This window comes from Ornithinibacillus xuwenensis (assembly GCF_039614845.1).
In the GTDB taxonomy this organism is placed as follows: domain Bacteria; phylum Bacillota; class Bacilli; order Bacillales; family Amphibacillaceae; genus Ornithinibacillus; species Ornithinibacillus xuwenensis.
The window spans coordinates 322,884-344,866 of record NZ_JBDIML010000001.1; the positions used below are offsets into that span (position 1 = coordinate 322,884).

At 36.5% G+C, this 21,983-nt stretch carries 22 protein-coding genes and 1 other annotated feature; all 22 genes read left to right on the forward strand.

All coding sequences use genetic code 11. The features are described from left to right. Positions 1–6: 6 nt before the first annotated feature. The 22 genes from ABC228_RS01955 (at position 7) to dnaG (ending at position 21,963) form a co-directional block, all read left to right on the forward strand. A complete protein-coding gene (locus ABC228_RS01955; protein WP_345823410.1) occupies positions 7–777 on the forward strand; it encodes a 16S rRNA (uracil(1498)-N(3))-methyltransferase in 771 nt (256 codons plus the stop codon). Further along, entirely contained in the window at positions 765–2,120 is a 1,356-nt protein-coding gene (gene mtaB, locus ABC228_RS01960; RefSeq protein WP_345823411.1) for a tRNA (N(6)-L-threonylcarbamoyladenosine(37)-C(2))-methylthiotransferase MtaB, read from the forward strand. Before ABC228_RS01955 ends, mtaB begins: the two co-directional genes overlap by 13 nt. A 172-nt stretch (positions 2,121–2,292) precedes the next feature. Then, positions 2,293–2,964 carry a deoxyribose-phosphate aldolase gene (gene deoC / locus ABC228_RS01965; protein ID WP_345824146.1) on the forward strand — a complete coding sequence of 224 codons (672 nt, stop codon included), beginning with the start codon at positions 2,293–2,295 and terminating at the stop codon, positions 2,962–2,964. Between the two features lie 115 nt (positions 2,965–3,079). After that, positions 3,080–3,256 (forward strand): 30S ribosomal protein S21, encoded by a 177-nt coding sequence (gene rpsU, locus ABC228_RS01970; RefSeq protein ID WP_010650937.1) that lies wholly within the window; start codon positions 3,080–3,082, stop codon positions 3,254–3,256. 14 nt (positions 3,257–3,270) lie between these two features. Further along, the gene (locus ABC228_RS01975) at positions 3,271–3,717 is read left to right on the forward strand and encodes a GatB/YqeY domain-containing protein (protein ID WP_345823412.1); all 447 of its coding nucleotides are present in this window, start codon (positions 3,271–3,273) and stop codon (positions 3,715–3,717) included. A 339-nt stretch (positions 3,718–4,056) separates the two neighbouring features. Then, on the forward strand, positions 4,057–5,388 hold the full coding sequence (locus tag ABC228_RS01980) for an NfeD family protein (protein WP_345823413.1): 1,332 nt from the start codon (positions 4,057–4,059) through the stop codon (positions 5,386–5,388). A gap of 49 nt (positions 5,389–5,437) precedes the next feature. Further along, a complete protein-coding gene (gene floA / locus ABC228_RS01985; protein ID WP_345823414.1) occupies positions 5,438–6,427 on the forward strand; it encodes a flotillin-like protein FloA in 990 nt (329 codons plus the stop codon). Between the two features lie 36 nt (positions 6,428–6,463). Next, positions 6,464–6,970, forward strand: a complete 507-nt coding sequence (locus ABC228_RS01990) for a hypothetical protein (protein ID WP_345823415.1) — start codon at positions 6,464–6,466, stop codon at positions 6,968–6,970. Between the two features lie 103 nt (positions 6,971–7,073). Beyond that, entirely contained in the window at positions 7,074–7,355 is a 282-nt protein-coding gene (yqfC, locus tag ABC228_RS01995; protein WP_345823416.1) for a sporulation protein YqfC, read from the forward strand. A gap of 67 nt (positions 7,356–7,422) precedes the next feature. Then, entirely contained in the window at positions 7,423–8,655 is a 1,233-nt protein-coding gene (yqfD, locus tag ABC228_RS02000; RefSeq protein WP_345823417.1) for a sporulation protein YqfD, read from the forward strand. A gap of 2 nt (positions 8,656–8,657) precedes the next feature. Beyond that, entirely contained in the window at positions 8,658–9,632 is a 975-nt protein-coding gene (locus ABC228_RS02005; protein WP_345823418.1) for a PhoH family protein, read from the forward strand. A gap of 58 nt (positions 9,633–9,690) precedes the next feature. After that, complete coding sequence (locus ABC228_RS02010) at positions 9,691–11,829, forward strand: HD family phosphohydrolase (protein WP_345823419.1); 2,139 nt, start codon at positions 9,691–9,693, stop codon at positions 11,827–11,829. Further along, on the forward strand, positions 11,830–12,294 hold the full coding sequence (gene ybeY / locus ABC228_RS02015) for an rRNA maturation RNase YbeY (protein WP_345823420.1): 465 nt from the start codon (positions 11,830–11,832) through the stop codon (positions 12,292–12,294). It begins immediately after the preceding gene. Further along, the gene (locus tag ABC228_RS02020; RefSeq protein ID WP_345823421.1) at positions 12,284–12,640 is read left to right on the forward strand and encodes a diacylglycerol kinase family protein; all 357 of its coding nucleotides are present in this window, start codon (positions 12,284–12,286) and stop codon (positions 12,638–12,640) included. The genes ybeY and ABC228_RS02020 overlap by 11 nt, the downstream gene beginning before the upstream one ends. 191 nt (positions 12,641–12,831) lie before the next feature. Continuing rightward, positions 12,832–13,734: a GTPase Era gene (era, locus tag ABC228_RS02025; protein ID WP_345823422.1), complete on the forward strand. Its 903-nt coding sequence runs from the start codon at positions 12,832–12,834 to the stop codon at positions 13,732–13,734. A 174-nt stretch (positions 13,735–13,908) separates the two neighbouring features. Continuing rightward, positions 13,909–14,061 (forward strand): YqzL family protein, encoded by a 153-nt coding sequence (locus ABC228_RS02030; protein WP_345823423.1) that lies wholly within the window; start codon positions 13,909–13,911, stop codon positions 14,059–14,061. Positions 14,062–14,089: 28 nt separating this feature from the next. Further along, positions 14,090–14,833, forward strand: a complete 744-nt coding sequence (gene recO, locus ABC228_RS02035) for a DNA repair protein RecO (protein ID WP_345823424.1) — start codon at positions 14,090–14,092, stop codon at positions 14,831–14,833. A 59-nt stretch (positions 14,834–14,892) separates the two neighbouring features. Next, positions 14,893–15,068 (forward strand) — a binding site (T-box leader). A gap of 63 nt (positions 15,069–15,131) precedes the next feature. Then, on the forward strand, positions 15,132–16,010 hold the full coding sequence (glyQ, locus tag ABC228_RS02040; RefSeq protein ID WP_345823425.1) for a glycine--tRNA ligase subunit alpha: 879 nt from the start codon (positions 15,132–15,134) through the stop codon (positions 16,008–16,010). Further along, positions 16,010–18,094, forward strand: coding sequence for a glycine--tRNA ligase subunit beta (gene glyS, locus ABC228_RS02045; RefSeq protein WP_345823426.1), 2,085 nt, complete (start codon positions 16,010–16,012; stop codon positions 18,092–18,094). The genes glyQ and glyS overlap by 1 nt, the downstream gene beginning before the upstream one ends. 86 nt (positions 18,095–18,180) lie before the next feature. After that, entirely contained in the window at positions 18,181–18,810 is a 630-nt protein-coding gene (ccpN, locus tag ABC228_RS02050) for a transcriptional regulator CcpN (protein WP_345823427.1), read from the forward strand. 20 nt (positions 18,811–18,830) lie between these two features. Further along, complete coding sequence (locus tag ABC228_RS02055) at positions 18,831–19,631, forward strand: pyruvate, water dikinase regulatory protein (RefSeq protein WP_345823428.1); 801 nt, start codon at positions 18,831–18,833, stop codon at positions 19,629–19,631. A 520-nt stretch (positions 19,632–20,151) separates the two neighbouring features. After that, positions 20,152–21,963 (forward strand): DNA primase, encoded by a 1,812-nt coding sequence (gene dnaG, locus ABC228_RS02060; RefSeq protein WP_345823429.1) that lies wholly within the window; start codon positions 20,152–20,154, stop codon positions 21,961–21,963. Positions 21,964–21,983 lie beyond the last annotated feature (20 nt).

Here is a 21,983-nt window from a genome sequence, read left to right on the forward strand (position 1 = left end):
TGTAACATGCAACGATATTTTATTCCGGAAGCAAATTGGGATGATAATCTTGTCCATATCGATGGTGATGATTTTCATCATATTGTGCGTGTAATGAGAATGCAAATTGGAGATAAAATTATCTGCAATCAACCTACAGCAAAGGCAGCTATTTGTACAATAACTCAGATTGATGAGACCTTTGTGACAGCACAAGTGGAGGAATGGTTAGAAAACAACTCCGAACTTCCGGTCTTCGTTACAATAGCTCAAGGATTACCTAAAGGAGATAAAATGGATTATGTCCTCCAAAAAGGAACGGAGCTTGGAGTTCATACCTTTATTCCTTTTCAGGCTGAGAGATCTGTTGTAAAATGGGATGCTAGGAAAGAAGAGAAGAAGCTAAGTCGCTTTCGTAAAATAGTAAAAGAAGCAAGTGAACAGAGCCACAGGCAGCTCCTTCCTGAGATTAAATCAGCAATGCAGCTTACAGAATTGATTGAGGAAAGTAAATCCTATCAAGTAAAGTTGTTTGCATATGAGGAAGAGGCAAAAACCAATACGTTTCATTCCTTAGCTTCGATGATTCGTAAGTTACAAGAAGATGATCGGGTTATTATTTGTATAGGACCAGAAGGTGGCTTCTCGAAGGAGGAAGTAGATGCGCTAAAACAGCATCACTTTATTCCAGTGAGGTTAGGACCACGGATATTAAGGACAGAAACTGCCGCATTATATGCAATGGCTAGTATTTCGTATCAATTGGAAGAATTGGGGGGGCAATCATGCCAACAGTAGCATTTCATACTTTAGGTTGTAAAGTGAATCATTATGAGACAGAAGGAATCTGGAGAATGTTCATGGACAAAGGTTATGAACGGGTAGAATTTGACCATGACTCAGATGTATATGTTATCAATACATGTACAGTAACCAATTCTGGTGACAAGAAAAGTAGACAGGTTATTCGTCGTGCTGTGCGTAAAAACCCTGAAGCAATTGTCTGTGTAACAGGCTGTTATGCACAAACATCACCTGGTGAGATCCTAGAGATTCCTGGTGTTGATATTGTTGTAGGGACGCAAGACCGAAAAAACATGATTCAATATATTGAAGAGCATAAGAAAACGAGAGAACCAATTAATGGTGTATCGAACATTATGAAGAACCGTGTATTTGAGGAAATGGATGTTCCTGAATTCACCGATAGAACGCGAGCATCTTTAAAAATTCAGGAGGGATGTAATAACTTTTGTACGTTCTGTATCATACCGTGGTCAAGAGGTTTATTACGTTCAAGAGATCCTGAGAGTGTTCTAATGCAAGCCCAAAAGCTAGTAGACGCCGGATATAAAGAGGTAGTTCTAACTGGTATCCATACTGCTGGTTATGGCGAGGATTTAAATGACTATAATTTTGCAATGCTTTTACGTGAACTTGAGACCAAGGTCAATGGTCTTGAACGTATTCGTATATCCTCAATTGAAGCTAGCCAAATTACTGACGAGGTAATAGAAGTATTGGATCAATCTGAAAAGATTGTAAGGCATTTACACATTCCGTTACAGTCTGGTTCTGATTCGGTACTATCACGAATGAGAAGAAAATATTCTAGTGACTATTACTATCAAAAGGTTGAAAAAATTCGTAAGGCTTTACCAGATTTAGCGATTACATCGGATGTCATTGTTGGATTCCCTGGTGAAACGGCAGAAGAATTTCAGGAAACGTACGATTTTATTAAAAAGGTAGGTTACTCAGAGCTTCATGTATTTCCATTCTCTCGGCGAACTGGTACGCCTGCTGCACGAATGGAGAACCAGGTTGATGATGACGTGAAAAATGAACGTGTGCAAAAATTAATCGATTTATCAGAGGAGTTAGCAAAAGAATATGCTTCTCGTTATGAAGATGAAGTTCTTGAAGTGATACCAGAAGAACGAGTACTTGATGAGGAAGATCCAAATACATTAGTTGGATATACAGATAATTATTTAAAGGTGAAATTTAAGGGAACACAAGACATGATTGGAAAAATTGTGCGAGTAAAAATAACAAAATCGGGGTATCCATATAATGAGGGTACTTTCGTACGCGTAATGGATTTTGCTACACATTCCAAACTAAGAGCGAATGCCTAGTCAATATGACTGGGCATTAAATTTGTTTTTTTTTTGGTTCTTTACTTAGGAAACTACAATTTCATCATTAGCATTTGACAAGCTTTCACAAATAGATAATAGCTTTTTTATCATATAAATGCTATGATACCTAAGAGGTACGTACAACATCAAAGGAAGGGTGTAATTGAGCATGATAAAGGATTTGGCAAAATATATCGATCATACATTACTAAAGCCAGAAACCACCGAGGAAAACATTTTGAAAATTGTTGAGGAAGCTAAGGAATATGAGTTTGCTTCTGTATGTGTTAACCCACATTGGGTTTCTTTTTGCTATGATCATTTAAAGGATACTAATGTAAAAGTGTGTACCGTAATTGGTTTTCCACTTGGAGCAACATCGACTGCAACAAAAGTATTTGAAACAAAGCAAGCAATTTCAGATGGAGCAACTGAAGTTGATATGGTTATCAACATTGGAGAACTGAAATCCAATCATGATGAATTTGTGAAGCAGGATATTCAAGCTGTTGTAGAAGCAGCAAGTGGGAAGGCGCTAACAAAGGTAATTATCGAAACATCACTTCTTACAGAAAATGAAAAAGTACGAGCTAGTAAGTTGGCAAAAGAATCTGGTGCTGATTTTGTGAAAACATCTACAGGCTTTTCTGGTGGTGGAGCAACGGTAGAAGATATTACGTTAATGCGCAAAACAGTTGGGCCGGAAATGGGTGTTAAGGCATCCGGAGGGGTACGTGATCTAGAAACAGCAGAGGCAATGATTAATGCCGGAGCTACTCGTATTGGTGCAAGTGCAGGTATTGATATCGTAAATGGAAACGTCGGAACATCTGATTACTAAATCATAAAATAATCAGTTGACCGATGTTTAGGTATATATTATAATTACAAAAGGCGTGTGATATGTTCATATGCCGTAAGAATCTGTTTTATGCTTCGGAGGGAGGGAAATTAGCATGTCAAATACAACTCGCGTTCGTAAAAACGAGTCTCTTGAGGATGCTCTTCGTCGCTTTAAACGCAGTGTGTCAAAAAGTGGTACACTACAAGAATATCGTAAGCGTGAACACTATGAAAAACCAAGTGTTAAGCGCAAAAAGAAATCTGAGGCTGCAAGAAAGCGTAAATTCTAAAGAAGGTGTAGAGGATGTCATTACTTACACAGTTGAATAATGATATGAAGCAAGCTATGAAGAATAAAGACAAAGAAAGACTTAGTGTTATTCGCATGGTGAAGGCTTCATTACAAAACGAATCGATAAAGCTTGGTAAAAGTGAATTATCGGAAGACGAAGATTTATCAATTTTATCAAGAGAACTAAAACAAAGAAAAGATTCCCTCCAAGAATTTAAATCAGCTGGACGCGATGATCTCGTTGAAAAACTTGAAATGGAAATCAATATTATTCAAGAATATATGCCTGAACAGCTATCTGATGAAGAGCTTTCAGCAATAGTTCAAGAAACGATTCAAGAAACTGGTGCATCTTCAAAAAAAGATATGGGTAAAGTGATGAGTGCGATTATGCCTAAGGTTAAAGGGAAGGCTGACGGCTCAAAAATTAATAAATTAGTTCAAGAACATTTGAATTAATCATACCCTGAAAAATCCTTGTCATTTGACAAGGATTTTTATTATGTCCAAATCGTGTATCAGTAATCATACGTTTATAAAAAAACATACTAATTTGTTATATTTCTATCTAATCTGTAAGATTCTGTGATACTATTTACATGTAAACGTAGCTAGGCTAGTCTTGTAATTAATTTAGTAAAGGTTGTTGGACTACCGCATTATTAGAGTTGTTGCTATAGTAGCTTTTTGCAAGGAACTCGTAAAAGAAAAACAACCATTGAATGAAGTTTCACGTATTTTGAAACCAAATGATGAATCTAATCGTATATAAAATTAGAGAAAAGGAGGTGTAATAGTTTGTCGAGGAAACGTTTGACAATTTATTTTTTCATTACTCTTGTCTTCTTAACCTTATTTTCGGGAAATATCGAGTCGGTTGTACATGCTGAAAATGAAGGTGGCGGACAGCTTGTTTATGTTATTCCGATAGAAGATGATGTTGAACGAGGTTTAGAAGCCTTCTTATCTCGTACTACTGAAGAAGCAATAGAAAAAGGCGCAGATCATATTATCTTTGAGATTAACACACCTGGAGGCAGTGTTGAGGCAGCAGATAATATTGGTACCATCATTGCGAATCTTGATATACCTACAACATCGTTTATTATTAGTGAAGCATTATCAGCAGGTTCATATATCGCATTACATACGGATACAATATACATGACTCCAAGAGCAAGGATGGGTGCAAGTGGTGTCATTAACTCTGATGGTACAGCTGCCGACAAAAAAGCACAATCTGCTTGGTTAAAGGCGATGACTAGCGCTGCAGAAGCAAATGATAGAGATCCACTGTATGCAGCTGCAATGGCTGATGCAAGTATTGATTTACCAGAATTAGATGCAGCAAAAGGTGAATTTCTTACCTTAACTCCAAAAGAGGCGCGAGAAGTTGGTTACGCTGAAGGTATTGTATCTGATCGAACAGAGTTACTTTATGAATTAGGATTATCGAATGCAACGGTTGTGGAAGAGGAAGTAACGGTTGCAGAAGGTATTGCTAGATTTATTACGAATCCTTATGTGGTTTCGATTCTATTATCCTTAGCGAGCTTAGGATTAATCGTAGAACTTTATTCACCTGGTTTTGGTGTTCCGGGTTCAATAGGTCTAATTTCCTTGGTTTTATTTTTCTATGGCCACTTTGTAGCCGGCTTAGCCGGAATGGAGGCACTAATATTACTCATTATTGGTGTAGGGTTAGTCATAGCGGAATTCTTTGTTCCGGGAGGTATCTTAGGTATACTAGGAATTGGCTCTGTAATTGGCTCGCTATTTATGTCAGGTGCTAATATTGCTGATATGACCATGAGTATTGCGATAGCTTTTCTTGTAGCAATTATTGCTTCTGTTATTTTATTTAGAAGAATTGGTCTAGATAAAGGCGTCTTCCGACATGTGATACTTAGGGAGCGCACAACAACTGAGTTGGGATATGTTTCAAACGAGAATAGACTTGATCTAATTGGTCAGGAAGGTATTGCGTTAACCGCATTACGTCCTTCTGGTGTTGCATTAATTGACAATGAAAGAGTGGATGTCATTTCAGAGGGTAGTTTTATTTCAATTCATGCACCTGTAAAAGTTGTAAAGGTTGAGGGTGTTCGTGTTGTAGTAAGAGCATTATAAGGTTATTTTCTTAACCTATAATATAAATAATTTTTAGGAGGACTTTATTATGGACGAAAGTTTAATTATGCCGGTGATACTTATCGCGGTAATCTTGATTGCAGTTGCAATCCTATTTACATTTATTCCTGTTGCACTATGGATTAGCGCATTAGCTGCCGGTGTACGCGTAGGGATACTACAATTAGTTGGTATGCGTTTACGTCGTGTTGTACCAAGTCGCGTTATCAATCCTTTAATCAAGGCACATAAAGCTGGTCTTGATGTCAAAACAAATCAATTGGAAAGCCACTACCTAGCAGGTGGTAATGTTGACAGAGTAGTAAATGCATTAATTGCTGCACATCGTGCTAACATTGAATTGACATTTGAGCGTGCAGCTGCAATCGACTTAGCGGGTCGTGATGTGTTAGAGGCTGTACAAATGAGTGTAAACCCAGAGGTAATTGAGACTCCGTTTATTGCTGGTATTGCAATGGATGGTATCGAAGTAAAAGCAAAAGCAAGAATTACAGTACGTGCTAACATTGATCGACTTGTTGGGGGTGCTGGTGAGGAAACAATCATCGCACGTGTTGGTGAGGGTGTCGTTAGTACGATTGGTAGCTCTGAAACACATGCGAAAGTATTAGAGAATCCAGACTCAATCTCTCATACTGTTCTTTCAAAGGGCTTAGATGCAGGTACTGCATTTGAAATTCTATCGATTGATATTGCCGATGTTGATATCGGTAAAAACATTGGTGCCATTTTACAAACTGACCAAGCAGAGGCTGACAAAAATATTGCACAAGCGAAAGCCGAAGAGCGTCGTGCAATGGCTGTCGCACAAGAACAAGAGATGGTTGCACGTGTGCAAGAAATGCGTGCGAAGGTTGTGGAAGCAGAAGCAGAAGTTCCACTTGCGCTTGCAGAAGCATTACGTTCAGGCAAGTTAGGTGTAATGGATTACTTAAATTATGAGAATATCAATGCAGACACAGATATGCGTGACTCTATTGGAAAACTTTCAAAAGAAAATAATGATGAAAATAAGTAATTTAAGTATAAGAAATAGGATGAAGGGGGGACATATATGGATGGGTTATTAGAGATTTTACCATTTATTATCTTTATTATTGCTGGGATTATTAAGGCAATCAGCGGTGGTAATTCAGAACAAAAGGAAAAGCAACAATCTAAACCAAAGCAACCAAATCATGTACCTAAACCTACTGCTACCCCTTCTGGAGGTAATACAAGAACTAAACAGACTGTGTATGAATCGACAAAGGCAGAGGTGTCCATTGAGGAGCAAAAACAGCAGCAGATGGAGCGGCTTGCGAGTCGAATGAATACAGATGTAAGAGCATCAAAGAACAATGTCAATCAAAAGGATATTGCACTTGGATCTGTAATACAGGATGAAATCAAGCATCATGATAACCAACAGTCATCTTACAAAAAAGAGCAATTTAAAAAACAAGTTAAAAATCGCTTGAATGGTGAAGGGTTAATTAACGGTGTTATTATGTCAGAGGTATTAGGTCCTCCCAGAGCGAGAAAGCCTTATCGAAATGTATTAACTGAAAGAAGAAGATAGAAAAATATTAAAACCCAAAAGTATCTACAGATGCTTTTGGGTTTTTTTATGTTCTTATCTGTTTGCAAGCTTCATAAATATGTATGTGAGAGGGGGCTGCACAGTGAAGAAATTGCAACAACGAATACGACCATGGCTGGTAAAGTATCTGGCACTGCCTTCTGATGTGGTAATGGAACTTCCGAGAATGACAATAATTGGTCAACTACATGTATATATTGAAAATCATAAAGGTCTATCTGTATTTACGGATACTGAATTACGTCTTAAGACAACAAATGGATACATACAAATTAAAGGTTCCTCTTTTGTACTAAAGATGATGCTGCCAGAGGAAATATTACTAGAAGGAAAAATATCGGAGGTTAAATTTATACCAGGATAATCATATCGTAGAACCATACTAGCGATGAAATTTCTAATCCTGATAATAATAATGCCAGGAGGATAACATGAAACGTATTCAAGGGTCATTTATTAGAGGATATGTAAGGGTTATTGTAAAAGGTCACATGCCTGAAATATTCTTTCAAGAATGTGCTAATAGAGGTATTACCGTTTGGAATATTAAAAAAGAAGGAAAAAAGACGTGCAGTGGAAATCTCAAGTTAGCAGATGTGAAACGAATTAAGGCGATAAAACGAGAGAAAAATTATAAAATTTCCTTTGACCAAAGAAGAGGCTATCCATTTATATTTAGTCAGTTCTTGAGAAGAAAGGAAATTGTTCTTTCTTTCATCATGAGTATCTTTCTAATATTATTTATGTCTAATATTATCTGGAAAGTCGAGATTACTGGTGATCTTCCTAAAGAGATTGAAGAGAAAATTAGTAAACAATTAAGCCAGCATGGTGTACATCCTGGAGCTTGGATATTCACCTTAGAATCTCCAGGGGAAATTCAGCAAAGGCTAACCGAAGAAATTCCGGAACTGCTTTGGGTTGGCGTGCGCCAAAAAGGGACAACCTACCAGCTAGAAGGTGTTGAAAAAATCGTTGTAAATGAGGAGAAGGTAGAGGGTCCACGGAATTTAGTTGCTACAAAAAAGGGAGTTATTAAACATATGTATGTATCAAAAGGGCTCCCAAAGGTTGCGATTAATGACTATGTAAAACCAGGCGATTTACTTGTTTCTGGGACTTTGAATGAAGTTAAACAAGATACAGAAGATGAGGATGAGGAGAAAAAAGAACAAAAGGAACCCGTACTAGTTGCTGCAGAGGGAGAAATTATTGCTAGCACATGGTATGAAGTAGAGGTAACGGTCCCTTTAAAGAAAAATTATGAACTTTTGACTGGTAAGCAAGAGAAGAAGTACTATTTAGGGATTAGTGATTTTAGGCTTCCTGTCTGGGGTTTTGGTTCACCAGAATTTGAGGAGATTCATCGGGATAGCACGGAAACTGCTGTGAGGTTTTTTAAATGGGATTTACCGATAAAAGTAGTTGAAACAACGTTAAGTGAAAAAGAGTATCATGAGATAGAAAGAACACAAGAAGAAGCTGTGCAAGCAGGTATCGAACAAGCTAAGGAGGAGCTTCAATTACAGTTGGGACCCGATGCAAAGATAACATCGGAAAAAGTTTTGCATGAATCTCTAGAGAATGGTAAAGTTAAATTATACTTGTATATGACAGTTGAAGAAAATATTGCTAAAGCACAACCTATAACTCAAGGAGATTGAAGATGCCTGAAAATCTAAACGCAATTGATATTGAGCTAACAAGTCCAAAAGAAGCCCTAGAGCTTTTTGGTACAAATGACAGATATTTAAAGCATATTGAAGAGAAACTGAATGTATCCATCGTTACACGAGGAGAAAAAGTTAGTGTATCTGGGACTGATATTGATATTGCAGTCGTTCAAGACGTGCTTTTAACACTATTGCAAGTAGTGCGAAAAGGAATCTCGATTGCTGAAAGAGACATTGTTTATGCAATTGATCTGGCTAAGGAAGGTAAAATCGATCAATTTGAAACCCTATTTGAAGATGTAATAGCTAAAAATGTTAAAGGAAAATCTATTCGTATTAAAACACTCGGTCAGAAGAGCTATGTTTCTGCTATAAGAGAAAATGATTTAGTGTTTGGTATAGGACCAGCCGGAACTGGTAAAACCTATTTAGCAGTTGTTATGGCAGTACAAGCACTTAAAAACGGGAATGTAAAACGAATTATTTTAACGAGACCAGCAGTTGAGGCTGGTGAAAGTTTGGGCTTTCTTCCAGGAGACTTAAAGGAAAAGGTTGATCCTTACTTAAGACCACTGTACGATGCGTTAAATGATGTTCTTGGCCCTGAGCATACAATGCGACTTATCGAGAGAGAAACCATCGAAATTGCCCCACTTGCATACATGCGTGGTAGAACATTAGATGATGCGTTTGTCATATTAGATGAGGCCCAGAATACAACGCCGGAACAGATGAAAATGTTCTTAACACGTTTAGGGTTTGGCTCTAAAATGGTGATCACAGGAGATATAACCCAAGTCGACCTTCCAAAAGGTGTTAAATCTGGTTTGCAGGTTGCCGATAAACTATTGGCTTCAATTAAGGGGATTTCGTTTATACATCTTACGCAAACAGATGTGGTGCGTCATCCGCTTGTACAGCGAATTATTGATGCATACGAAAAAAACAACACGAGTCAGGAACAATAAGACCCAGACGTTGGGTCTTATTTCTTTATATTATTAGAACGGAAAAGGGAGTGAAAACATGAATACTATTAAAAACATGGTGGCATTTATATTAAGGGTTCGAACAAAGTGGATTCGGATAATAGTGCCCGTACTAGCATTGTCGCTTTACTTCTTTTTACTGACTTTCAATAATGTATATACTGAAACGTACGATATTGAGCCCTTAACGAATGCAAGAGAAACCATCAGCTCACCAATAACGATTGAAAATGAACAAGAAACAGAAAGGAAAACAAGGGAAGCAGTTCAGAATGTCGAAGACCGATTTGATATCTCTCCCGATGTTTCCGAGGAGCAGATAGGATACATAGAGGAAATATTTAATGCGATTGATAAATTAGAGTCGGAAATCAAAGAAGAGGATCAAGAGGATACAAATGGTACGCCTGTACAGTTAACGAATCGTGAAAAAGTACAACGATTAAAACAGTTATTGTCGAATACAATAACGGAAAACGTTGAAGATAGTGTGTTTTTACGACTAATTGATGTCCCGGAAGCAGATCGGGAGCAGGGTAAGGAAGTATTTATCTCCTATCTTCAAGATGAGTATCAAATGGGAGTACGAACAGAAAACATCAATACAGCTATTACAAATGTGAAAGAGAACATTAAGTACTCGACACTAGAACAAAATTTGATTGAAGCACTAGTAGAGTTAACGGATTTTGCGGTTGTAGAGAACTCTTTTTATGACTCCGAGAAAACAGCAGAAGCCCGTAGGCAAGCAGCAAGTAATGTGGAACCAGTTATGATTAATGCAGGTGAGGTTATCGTTCGTGAGGGCGAAACGATTACACATGAAATCTATGAGAAAATTAATCTAGTAGGATTATTAAACGAAGATCGTAATGTATTTCCTGTGATTGGTCTAGGTATGCTCATCGTGTTAATTGGTTCGGTAATTGCGTATGAAATGAACAAGCTTGATTTCAAAAAACATTTAGATAAAGGAAAAATTGCTTCTATCCTATTAATAAGCTTTTTTATTATTTCTTTAATGAAGGTTATAAGTCTTTACACGACACAAGCGAATCAACTATTCTTTATCGTACCTGTTGCAACAGGGGTGTTATTAGTAAAACAATTAATTAATGAGAGACTCGCAATTGTTTTGGCTATATTATATGCCATACTTGGCGGAGTTATCTTTAATGGGGAAATACCTGGGACCCTGAATATTGAAGCAATGATTTATTTCTTCTTCTCGCAATTTGCAGCAATCGTATTTTTAATGAATGTGAAGGACCGTCTTGCGATTGTTCGAGCGGGTATCGGAATGTCTGTTGTAAATGTAATCACTATATTATTATTTGTATTTCTATCTTTTGAAAAATATGCTTTAGGTGATGTGTTTGTATTATCTGGCTTTGGAGTTGGTTCTGCATTTTTGTCTGCAGTGTTCACGATTGGATTATTGCCTTTCTTTGAAACAGGTCTAGGTATTCTATCGGATATGAAATTATTACAGCTATCTAGCCCAAACCAACCACTACTGAAGAAGATTCTCACCGAAGCACCAGGTACCTATCACCATTCTGTGATGGTAGCGAATTTAAGTGAAACAGCATGTGATGCTATTGGTGCTAATGGATTGTTAGCACGTGTTGCAGCTTACTATCATGATATCGGTAAAACATTAAGACCACACTACTTTATCGAAAATCAATTATCCATAAAAAATCCACACGATGTTATATCACCAGAACAAAGTGCGGAAATTATTATTAGACATCCTTATGATGGGGCAGATTTATTGAAGAAGCATCGTATGCCAAAGGAAATTATTGATGTTGCCATGCAGCATCATGGTACAACGCTTTTAAAGTATTTTTATTATAAAGAGAAGGAAACTAATTCTAATGCACGAGAGGAAGACTTTCGTTATCCAGGTCCAAAACCACAGTCAAAAGAAGCGGCAATTATAGCCATCTGTGATTCCGTAGAAGCAGCCGTGCGTTCATTAAAAGAGCCTACAGAAGAAAAGATTGATGAAATTGTATCGAATATCGTAAACAGTCGCTTAATGGATGGGCAATTAGATGAATGTCCATTAACGATAAAAGAAGTCAAAATCATACATCAGACAATTTGTGAAACATTAAAGGGGATTTTTCACTCTAGAATTCAATATCCGTCAAAGGAGGAAAAATAAGTGCTAATAGATTTTCATGACAACACGAATTCAGTTCCAGAAAGTCAATTTGAATTAATAAAAGGACTATTAAACTTAGCTGGCAGAAAAGAGAAAGTACCAATCAACGCTGAGGTTTCAGTAACCATCGTGGACAATAAGGAAATACAAGAAATTAATCGCGACTACCGAAATATAGATAAGCCGACAGATGTTATATCCTTTGCTTTAGAGGAATCGGTAGAGGGTGAAATGGAAATCGTTGGAGACGAGTTACCACTAGCGCTTGGAGACATTATTATCTCTTTTGAAAAAGCGCAAGAACAGGCATCTGATTATAATCATTCAGTTGAAAGAGAAATTGGATTCTTAGCTGTTCATGGTTTCCTACATTTGTTAGGATATGATCATATGAATGAAGAAGAAGAAAAGGCAATGTTTCAAAAACAAGAAGAAATTTTAGGAGAATACAATCTTGGTCGATAAGAAAAAATCCATTGGGTTCCAATTTGCTTGGAATGGTTTACGAGAGGTTTTGAAGTCCGAATGGAATTTTCGCTTGCATATAGTTTCAATGGTGGTTGTTATTATTGCTGGACTTATGTTTGGTATAACCTTAGTAGAGTGGGTTAGTGTAGTAACCGTCATTGGATTGGTTCTTACTACAGAGATATTAAATACTGCAATTGAAGAGGTAATAGACTATATAAAACCAGAGATACACCCGGCTGCAAAAAAAGTAAAAGACATTGCTGCCGCGAGTGTGTTTGTGGCTTCTATGACAGCCCTCGTGGTCGGTTTAATCATCTTTATTCCAAGGCTATTTGCGTGATTTGGGGACATTATGATGTCCCCTTTTTTTGTACTGGATGTACATTTCCTTTTATTATAAGTCAATATTTATCGAAGGAAATAATCTTTTTAAAGGTTTTGTCGATAACATGAAACTAGAAAGGATTTGTAGTATAATATAGCAAACATAGATTCAATATAGTTGGAAAAGGAACATCATGGAGGATTCATATGGAAAATAATTATAAGTCTGGTTTTATCACGATAATTGGTAGACCAAATGTTGGAAAATCAACTTTTATGAATAAAGTAATTGGTCAAAAAATAGCTATTATGAGCGATAAACCGCAAACAACGAGAAATAAAATACAAGGTGTTTTAACACAGGATGATGCACAGTTTGTCTTTATCGATACACCAGGAATACATAAACCAAAGCATCGTCTAGGTGATTTTATGGTCAAAATTGCTGAAAATACGCTTAATGAAGTTGATGCAATTCTCTTTATGATAAATGCAGATGAAGGCTATGGAAGAGGGGACCAGTTTATTATTGATCGACTTGAGCGTGTCAAGCGTCCCGTGTTCTTAGTTGTTAATAAAATTGATTTAGTTCACCCAGAGAAATTATTACCACTAATAGAGCTTTACAAGGACAAGTATGATTTTGAAGAAATTATCCCTATTTCTGCACTGCAGGGAAATAATGTTGATCATCTATTAGGTGTGCTAAAAAATCATTTACCTGAAGGTCCACAATTTTATCCAGCAGATCAGATAACCGATCATCCAGAGCGGTTTGTTATTAGTGAATTAATAAGAGAAAAGGTACTACACTTAACAAGGGAAGAAGTACCACATTCGATTGCAGTAGTAATTGAAAATATTGAAAACAGAGAATCTAATGCAGTATATATACAAGCTGTCATTGTGACAGAAAGAAAATCACAAAAGGGAATACTGATAGGAAAACAAGGTAGCATGCTAAAAAATATCGGTAAAAATGCTCGGAAGGATATTGAAGCTTTACTTGGCTCAAAGGTCTATTTGGAGCTTTGGGTTAAAGTACAAAAAGATTGGCGAAATAAGCAAACCCAACTGAATGAATATGGGTTCCGAAGTGACGAGTACTAGATATGGAAAATTTTTAAACTAATTGTTTCAGCGTGTATGGAAACTATAATAGTATCCGGAACATTGGTTACCTAAGAGTAAATCATTGTATCCAGAATCAACTAGCTGCTTAGACAATGTTCTAACTTAAAAAAAGATACTTCTAGAGAAGTATAAAGAAAGGTGTGGTTTCTTGTGATCGACTTTGCTTGGAAATTATTTAGTCAAACAGGAAATATTGAGACCTATTTACTTATGAAAGAGTTAGAAAATGAATCACAGGAGCTGGATCAAGAAATGAGCTCAACTAATCATGTGGATACTTTACCGGTGGATTCCAATATGTAGCATGCAGTGATAAAGAAGGTGATGTTGTATGCTAGAAAAGATAGATGGTATAATCATTAAAACCAGAGACTATGGTGAAACCCATAAAATTGTTACGATATTCAGTAAAAGGCTAGGCAAATTCTCAGCATTAGCGAGAGGTGCCAAAAAACCTAAAAGTAGAATGGCTGCTGTAACGCAGCCATTCATTTATGGACAATTCTTTGTTTATGTCAATAAAGGATTGAGCACCATTCAACAAGGAGAGATTATAAACTCTAATCGTTTGATTAGAGAAGATATTATTAAAACAGCATATGCTGCTTATCTAGCTGAACTAACGGATAAACTCTTAGATGAGAATACACCTAATTTAGAAATTTATACGCAATTAGCGAATACGCTTGAGTGGATTAGTGAAAAGGATGACGTTGACATACCAATCATGATGTATGAGCTTAAAATGTTTAAAGCAGGAGGGTTTGCTCCTACTGTCAATCAGTGTTTACATTGTGGTCGAAAGAATGGTCCTTATACCTTTTCAATGGTAGAGGGTGGGTTATTATGCCCAACATGTAACCATCTTGATCAAGAGGCGATTCGATTGCCAGATGCAGTTGCCAAGCTATTATATATTATTTCCTCTGTTGGATTGGAACGAATTGGAAATATTTCTGTAAAAGAAGGGAACAGATTGCTCTTACGAAATATTTTAGATGCTTATTACGAACGATATGGTGGGTATTATCTAAAGTCTAAAAAGTTTCTTAATCAGTTAAGTAAATTGCAATAATAAGATACATAAGTTGACAATGAAAGCAATTTTAAAGTAATATGAAACATATTTAATAGCAACATGCATAGAAAGAGAAGAGTACTTACTGAATACAATTATTAGCGAGTCCAGGGTGGTGAGAGCTGGATAATGGTACAGTTTGGAAGGCGCTCTGGAGCATGAACCATACAAGTGGCTTTATTCATGAATAAAGCAAGTAGGGTGGAACCGCGGAATAAAACCCGTCCCTATGTCTGTAATTGTTTATAGACATAGGGATGGGTTTTTTAATATTTATAATGGAGGTAAAGGGTAAATGAATATCCAAAATATGATATTAACGCTACAAAAGTATTGGTCTGAACAGAATTGTATCTTAATGCAAGCGTATGATGTTGAAAAAGGAGCAGGTACAATGTCACCAATGACATTGCTGAGAAGCTTAGGGCCTGAACCATGGCGAGTTGCTTACGTAGAACCATCTCGTAGACCAGCAGATGGTAGATATGGTGAGAACCCTAATCGTTTATATCAACACCATCAATTCCAGGTCATCATTAAACCGTCTCCAGATAATATTCAAGAATTATATTTAGAGTCGTTAAAAACTCTAGGAATTAACCCCTTAGAGCATGACATTCGTTTTGTGGAGGATAACTGGGAGAACCCTACCCTAGGTGCTGCAGGGCTAGGCTGGGAAGTTTGGCTTGATGGAATGGAAATCACACAATTTACGTATTTCCAGCAAATTGGTGGTTTGGAAGCAAATCCGGTAACAGTTGAATTAACCTATGGAATTGAGCGTCTAGCTTCCTATATTCAGGATAAAGAAAATGTTTTTGAGCTTGAATGGACAGACGGGTTCACCGTTCACGACATTTTTAAGCAGCCTGAGTACGAGCATTCAAAATACACGTTTGAAGAATCCAATGTGGATATGTTGTTTGAATTGTTTTCAATGTATGAAGAAGAAGCGCAGAAAACGATGGATAAAGGATTGATTTTTCCAGCATATGATTATGTTCTGAAGTGTTCTCATACGTTTAATTTACTAGATGCAAGAGGAGTCATTTCTGTTACAGAAAGAACAGGATATATATCTAGAATTCGTAATTTAGCTCGAAATATAGCAAAATCCTATGTTGAGGAAAGAGAACGTCTAGGCTTTCCAATGCTGAAGAAGGAGGATCAATAATGGCAAAGAACGTCTTATTTGAAATCGGCTTAGAAGAGTTACCAGCTCGTTTTGTTGATAATGCAGAAAAGCAGCTCGCTGAAAGAACGTCAAAATGGCTTGAGGAATCACGCATATCTTTTCAATCGATCGAGACCTTATCCTCGCCACGTAGATTGGCTGTATTCATCCACAATATTAAAGAGGAACAGGCAACGATTGAAGAAGAAGTTAAAGGTCCTGCAATAAAAATTGCCAAAGATAGCGATGGTAATTGGTCGAAGGCTGCGATTGGGTTTACAAAGGGCCAAGGTAAAACAGTTGATGATATCTACACAAAAGAACTTAAGGGCATTACCTATATATTTGTCAATAAAGTAATAGAGGGGCAGCCAACGGAAAAAATATTGCCAGATTTTAAAGAGATTATCGAATCCATACAATTCGGTAAAAACATGCGTTGGGGAACTCAATCCATGCGTTATGCTAGACCGATTCGATGGCTAGTTGCATTATATGGAAACAGCGTCATTCCATTTGAAATCTCAGGTGTTGAAGCTGGTAATGAAACGTTTGGACACCGATTCTTAGGTGAAAAAATAACTCTGGAAAATCCTTTAGAGTATAAGGATAAATTACAAAAGAATTATGTCATTGTCGATTCAATGAAAAGAGAGCAGATGATTCTAGATGGTATTAAAACGCTGGAAGAGACGCGTGGTTTTCAAGTACCTATAGATTCCGATCTACTTAATGAAGTCAAAAATTTAGTTGAATTTCCTACCGTTTTTGTGGGCTCGTTTGAGAAGGAATTCTTGGAGCTACCAGAGGAAGTACTCATTACATCGATGAAAGAGCATCAACGATACTTCCCGGTAAAATCAAAGGCTGGAGCATTACTCCCTTATTTTGTAGCTGTACGAAATGGTGACAATCACGCAATTGAAACTGTAATGAAGGGGAATGAGAAAGTCTTACGAGCAAGATTGTCTGACGCCAACTTCTTCTACCAGGAAGATCAAAAGCATGACATAGATTTCTACGTTAATAAGCTGTCCAATGTTGTATTTCAAGAGAAGCTTGGTACAATACTTGATAAAGTAAATCGAGTTGTAACGATTTCCAGAAGTATTGCAGAGCGATTGAATTTGGATGCAGACCAAATAACGAAAGTTACTCGTGCGGCTAAACTAACTAAATTTGATTTAATGACAAATATGGTTAATGAATTCACAGAGCTCCAAGGCGTAATGGGGGAAAAATATGCTCGGTTATTTGGAGAAGATGAGGCGGTTGCTAAGGCGATAAGCGAGCATTATATGCCTACCAGTGCGACTGGTGAATTACCAAGTACATTGGTTGGCTCTATTGTGAGTATTGCTGATAAGCTTGACACAATAGTAGGCTGTATTGGAGTTGGCCTAAAGCCAACCGGTTCACAAGATCCGTATGGTTTACGTAGGCAGGCAATCGGTATCTTAAAAATACTTAATGAATCAAAATGGAACATTACTGTTGCTGAACTGTTCCAAATGGTAGAAGAACTTTATCAGTCAGTAGAAAATAAAAATTTTGATCTTGCACGACTACAAGAAGAAATCACGCCATTCCTGAGACAACGTGCAGCATTTGTTCTAAAGGAAAATGGTATCGAGCAGGATATCATTCAGGCTGTAACTGCAAATGAGCTTGGTGTTATGCCAACTATTTTAAAGAAAGCAAGGATCTTATCTGAAAAGCGAAACGACTCATCCTTTAAGCCAGTACAGGAAGCATTAAGCCGTGTATTAAACCTGGCTGAGAAAACAGAGGAATTCAATGTCGATTCAAACTTATTTGAAACAGATTCGGAAGAGAGTTTGTTTGAATCCTACCAACATGTACAGATGGTATACCAAGATGCACTGGAACAAGATAAACTGGATAAGGCATTCTCTCATATAGAGGAGCTAGCGGAACCGATTCATACATTCTTTGATCATAATATGGTTATGGCGGATGATGATGCAATTAGAAAAAACCGATTAGCATTGTTGAATCGTATTGGAACACTTGTTAATAGCTTTGCGGACTTAAATGCAATTGAATGGAAGCAACATTTTTAATTATTTGTAAATACGTAATGTTCATTCCTGTTTATATAAGCTATAATTACAATTAGTATGTCTTTAAACTGTTGGGTGGTGGAATTGTGGAATTATCCAATCGGCAAGAAAAAATAATAGAGATTGTAAAAAATAATGGCCCCATTACGGGAGAGCATATCGCTGAGAGACTTAATTTAACGCGTGCTACATTGCGTCCGGATCTTGCTATCTTAACGATGGCGGGTTTTTTGGATGCTAGACCACGGGTAGGTTATTTTTACACTGGAAAAACTGGTTCGGAATTGTTAACAGAGAAGATAAAAAAGTATAAAGTATTTGAGTATCAATCTGTTCCAATTGTTGTACAGGAAAGTGCATCCGTTTATGATGCGATTTCAACGATGTTTTTAGAAGATGTTGGAACCTTATTTATCGTGGACGATAATTCCTGTTTGACAGGCGTTGTATCGCGAAAGGACCTTCTGCGGGCAGCAATTGGTAAGCAGGACTTAAGCGCATTGCCAGTTCATATTATTATGACTAGAATGCCAAATATTACGGTGTGTATGAAGGACGATTTATTATTTGATGTCGCAAAACATCTAATCAATAAACAGATTGATGGACTCCCTGTTGTAAAGGAGACGTCAAAAGGTTTAGAAGTAGTTGGGCGAGTAACCAAAACTACCATTACAAAGGTGTTTGTTGAATTAATTTCAGATAATCATATCTAAACCTTAGGGGGATGATACCAATGGATTCAAAAAAAACGGTTTTCATTTTATCAGATTCTGTCGGAGAAACGGCTGAGTTAGTAATTAAAGCAGGATTAAGTCAATTTTATCAAGATTATGAAATTCAACGCATACCATATGTAGAAGATACGAAAACTATTGATGACGCGCTAAATCGTTCTAAGGATGAGGATGGCATTATTGGTTTTACACTTGTGGACCCAAAGCTCAGAAATTACTTAAATGAAAAAGCATCTGCGTTAGACATTGAAGCAATTGACATAATGGGTCCAATGCTACAAGCAATGGAGCGAGTATTTGACAGACAGCCACGATTAGAGCCTGGTCTCGTTCATAAATTGGATGAAGACTATTTCAAAAAGGTAGAAGCAATTGAATTTGCAGTAAAGTATGATGATGGGCGGGACCCTAGAGGTATTGCGAGAGCAGATATTATTCTTATAGGTGTCTCTAGAACATCCAAAACTCCACTATCACAATTTTTAGCTCATAAACGTTTAAAGGTCGCAAATATTCCAATTGTACCAGAAGTAGAGCCACCTGAAGAGTTGTTCGAAGTCGACAGATCAAAATGTATAGGGTTGCGGATTCAACCTGAAAAACTAAACGACATTCGCAAAGAAAGACTAAAAGCGTTAGGTTTAGGCGACCAAGCAACCTATGCAAATATTAAACGAATCCATCAAGAACTGGATTACTTTGATAAAATTGTGGAAAGAATTGGTTGTAGAGTTGTTAATGTATCCAATAAAGCGGTGGAAGAAACTGCTAATCAGATACTACGATTAATAAAAGGATAACCCTTAATCGAAAGGAGCATTCCTCTTCTGAATAGGAAGAAATGCTCCTTTCATACGGTTACTTTCACATAGAAAAATTTTTTTATAATAAAACAAGCTTTTTTTTAATATTATAATAGTAATTTTTCATGAAATGTATTATAATAAATTTTTGTGTAAAAATAGAAGATATTGTATAGACTAGTATAGACACATTTAATGGATATTCTGAAAAATAAAACATTCATAATTAAGAAGGAATCCGAAACTTTTTGTAGAATAGTATTATTAGACTAAATAAAAATGTTTATTTTATACATAAATAGTCTATTCATAAATTGTAAGAACGATTTTACAAAAAAAGATTATTCTTCATTATGTTTACTTCTATATCCTTCTAAGATACTTTTACTTAATAGAAGGAATTTTTTTCGACTTTATCAAAAAACTTGTCGAAATATGAAGGATTTTATTAAGTGGATATCGAATCTATACTATATTATGGAATGGTCCTTAAAAATTTATAAGCATGGTGGTTTTCATGTCAAACCAAATACCTGAGGAATTAATTGAACAAATTCGTAGTTCCAATGATATTGTTGACGTTATTGGCGAATACGTTCAACTAAAAAAACAAGGAAGAAACTATTTTGGGCTTTGTCCGTTTCATGGAGAAAACACACCTTCATTTTCAGTTACACAAGAGAAGCAGATTTTCCACTGCTTTGGTTGTGGTAAAGGTGGAAATGTTGTGACCTTTTTAATGGAAATGGAAAGTTTTTCGTTTTATGAAGCAATTAAATTCCTAGCAGACCGATCTGATATTGAATTGCCAACGAATACCATCCAAAGAGAAACTTCTTTGTCACAAGAAAATCAACAAGTTCTATCTGCACATGAATGGTTAACGAAACTATACCATCATTTGATACGTTTTACAAAGGATGGTAAGGCAGGCTATCAATATCTGAAGGAAAGAGGAATAACAGATGAAGCCATTGATACGTTTCAGCTTGGATTTGCTCCCAACACAAAAGATTTCACGGCAACTTTCTTAGAAAAGAAAGGCTTTCATCAACAGTTGTTAGTGAAATTTGGACTGTTGTCTCGTAACCAAGAAGATGGCTCTGTAACAGATCGGTTTAGAGGGAGAGTTATCTATCCTATTCGAAATCATCTAGGGAAAACCATTGCGTTTGGGGCGAGGGCAATACAGGACCAAGAACCAAAATATTTAAACAGTCCTGAAACGGAGCTATTTCAGAAAGGGAAATTACTTTATAACTTTGATTTAGCAAAAAAGCATATTCGTAAAACCAGTGAAGCGATATTATTTGAAGGGTACATGGATGTCATATCTGCTTATCAATCTGGGGTGCAAAATGTAGTTGCTACAATGGGAACTGCATTGACAGAGTTACAAGCGAAATTATTAAAACGATATGTAGATACGGTTATCATTTGTTATGACGGTGATAATGCAGGTGTAGAAGCAACGTACAAAGCATCTAAAATTCTCCAACAAGTAGGTTGTCAGGTGAAAATCGCTCATATAAAAGATGGATTAGATCCAGACAGCTATATTAAGAAATATGGTGGTGAAGCATTTAAGAAAGAAGTAATTGATGCAAGCGATACGTTTATAAGCTTCTATATGCGCTACCTTAAAAAAGACTATAATTTAAGTCTTGAAGGTGACCGTATACGATACCTTGAACAGGTACTGATGGAGCTTGCGAATATAGAAAGTTCTATTGAAAGAGAATTCTATGTGAAAGAATTAAGCACAGAATTTGATATTTCAATTGATACCTTGTCAAGTGAAATTCAGCATTATCGGCAAAAAACAGGTGTTGATAAGGATAAGAGGCCAAAAGACAGATATACTAATAAGGTACAAAAGTCAAGTGGTAAATTATTACCAGCTTTTCATAATGCAGAACGAAATCTATTAGCATATATGATTCAGAACCGAACAATTGCTGATAAAGTCCAGGAAGAAATTGGTGCTTCTTTTAATATTGATGAGCATAAGATTATAGCAACACATTTATATGCTTATTATGAAGAAGGACATCAGGAGGATGTAAGCTTATTTATTGATCGAATAACTGATGAGAATTTGCGAAAAATCGTCATACAACTTGCGATGACTGCTACTCATAGTGATATTAGTGATAAAGAGGTTCGTGATTATTTACGAATTATTCGTAGCGAGAATAGTACTGGACTCGATTTAAAACAGTTAAAAGCTGAACAAAAAATAGCAGAGCAACAACAAGATCCTATCAAAGCAGCTCAGATTGCATTAAAAATTATTGAATTACAAAAACAATTAAAGCATTTAAATTGATTTTAAGTAGTATGGAAGGA

Excerpts from the sequence above, each read along its gene's own strand:
- mtaB (WP_345823411.1), top strand. The coding sequence starts at position 765 with ATGCCAACAGTAGCATTTCATACTTTAGGTTGTAAAGTGAATCATTAT.
- ABC228_RS01990 (WP_345823415.1), top strand. The coding sequence starts at position 6,464 with ATGGATGGGTTATTAGAGATTTTACCATTTATTATCTTTATTATTGCT.
- ABC228_RS01955 (WP_345823410.1), top strand. The coding sequence starts at position 7 with ATGCAACGATATTTTATTCCGGAAGCAAATTGGGATGATAATCTTGTC.
- ABC228_RS02055 (WP_345823428.1), top strand. The coding sequence starts at position 18,831 with ATGGATTCAAAAAAAACGGTTTTCATTTTATCAGATTCTGTCGGAGAA.
- floA (WP_345823414.1), top strand. The coding sequence starts at position 5,438 with ATGGACGAAAGTTTAATTATGCCGGTGATACTTATCGCGGTAATCTTG.
- dnaG (WP_345823429.1), top strand. The coding sequence starts at position 20,152 with ATGTCAAACCAAATACCTGAGGAATTAATTGAACAAATTCGTAGTTCC.
- ABC228_RS02010 (WP_345823419.1), top strand. The coding sequence starts at position 9,691 with ATGAATACTATTAAAAACATGGTGGCATTTATATTAAGGGTTCGAACA.
- deoC (WP_345824146.1), top strand. The coding sequence starts at position 2,293 with ATGATAAAGGATTTGGCAAAATATATCGATCATACATTACTAAAGCCA.
- ABC228_RS02005 (WP_345823418.1), top strand. The coding sequence starts at position 8,658 with ATGCCTGAAAATCTAAACGCAATTGATATTGAGCTAACAAGTCCAAAA.
- glyQ (WP_345823425.1), top strand. The coding sequence starts at position 15,132 with ATGAATATCCAAAATATGATATTAACGCTACAAAAGTATTGGTCTGAA.
- era (WP_345823422.1), top strand. The coding sequence starts at position 12,832 with ATGGAAAATAATTATAAGTCTGGTTTTATCACGATAATTGGTAGACCA.
- ABC228_RS01975 (WP_345823412.1), top strand. The coding sequence starts at position 3,271 with ATGTCATTACTTACACAGTTGAATAATGATATGAAGCAAGCTATGAAG.
- yqfD (WP_345823417.1), top strand. The coding sequence starts at position 7,423 with ATGAAACGTATTCAAGGGTCATTTATTAGAGGATATGTAAGGGTTATT.
- glyS (WP_345823426.1), top strand. The coding sequence starts at position 16,010 with ATGGCAAAGAACGTCTTATTTGAAATCGGCTTAGAAGAGTTACCAGCT.
- recO (WP_345823424.1), top strand. The coding sequence starts at position 14,090 with ATGCTAGAAAAGATAGATGGTATAATCATTAAAACCAGAGACTATGGT.
- rpsU (WP_010650937.1), top strand. The coding sequence starts at position 3,080 with ATGTCAAATACAACTCGCGTTCGTAAAAACGAGTCTCTTGAGGATGCT.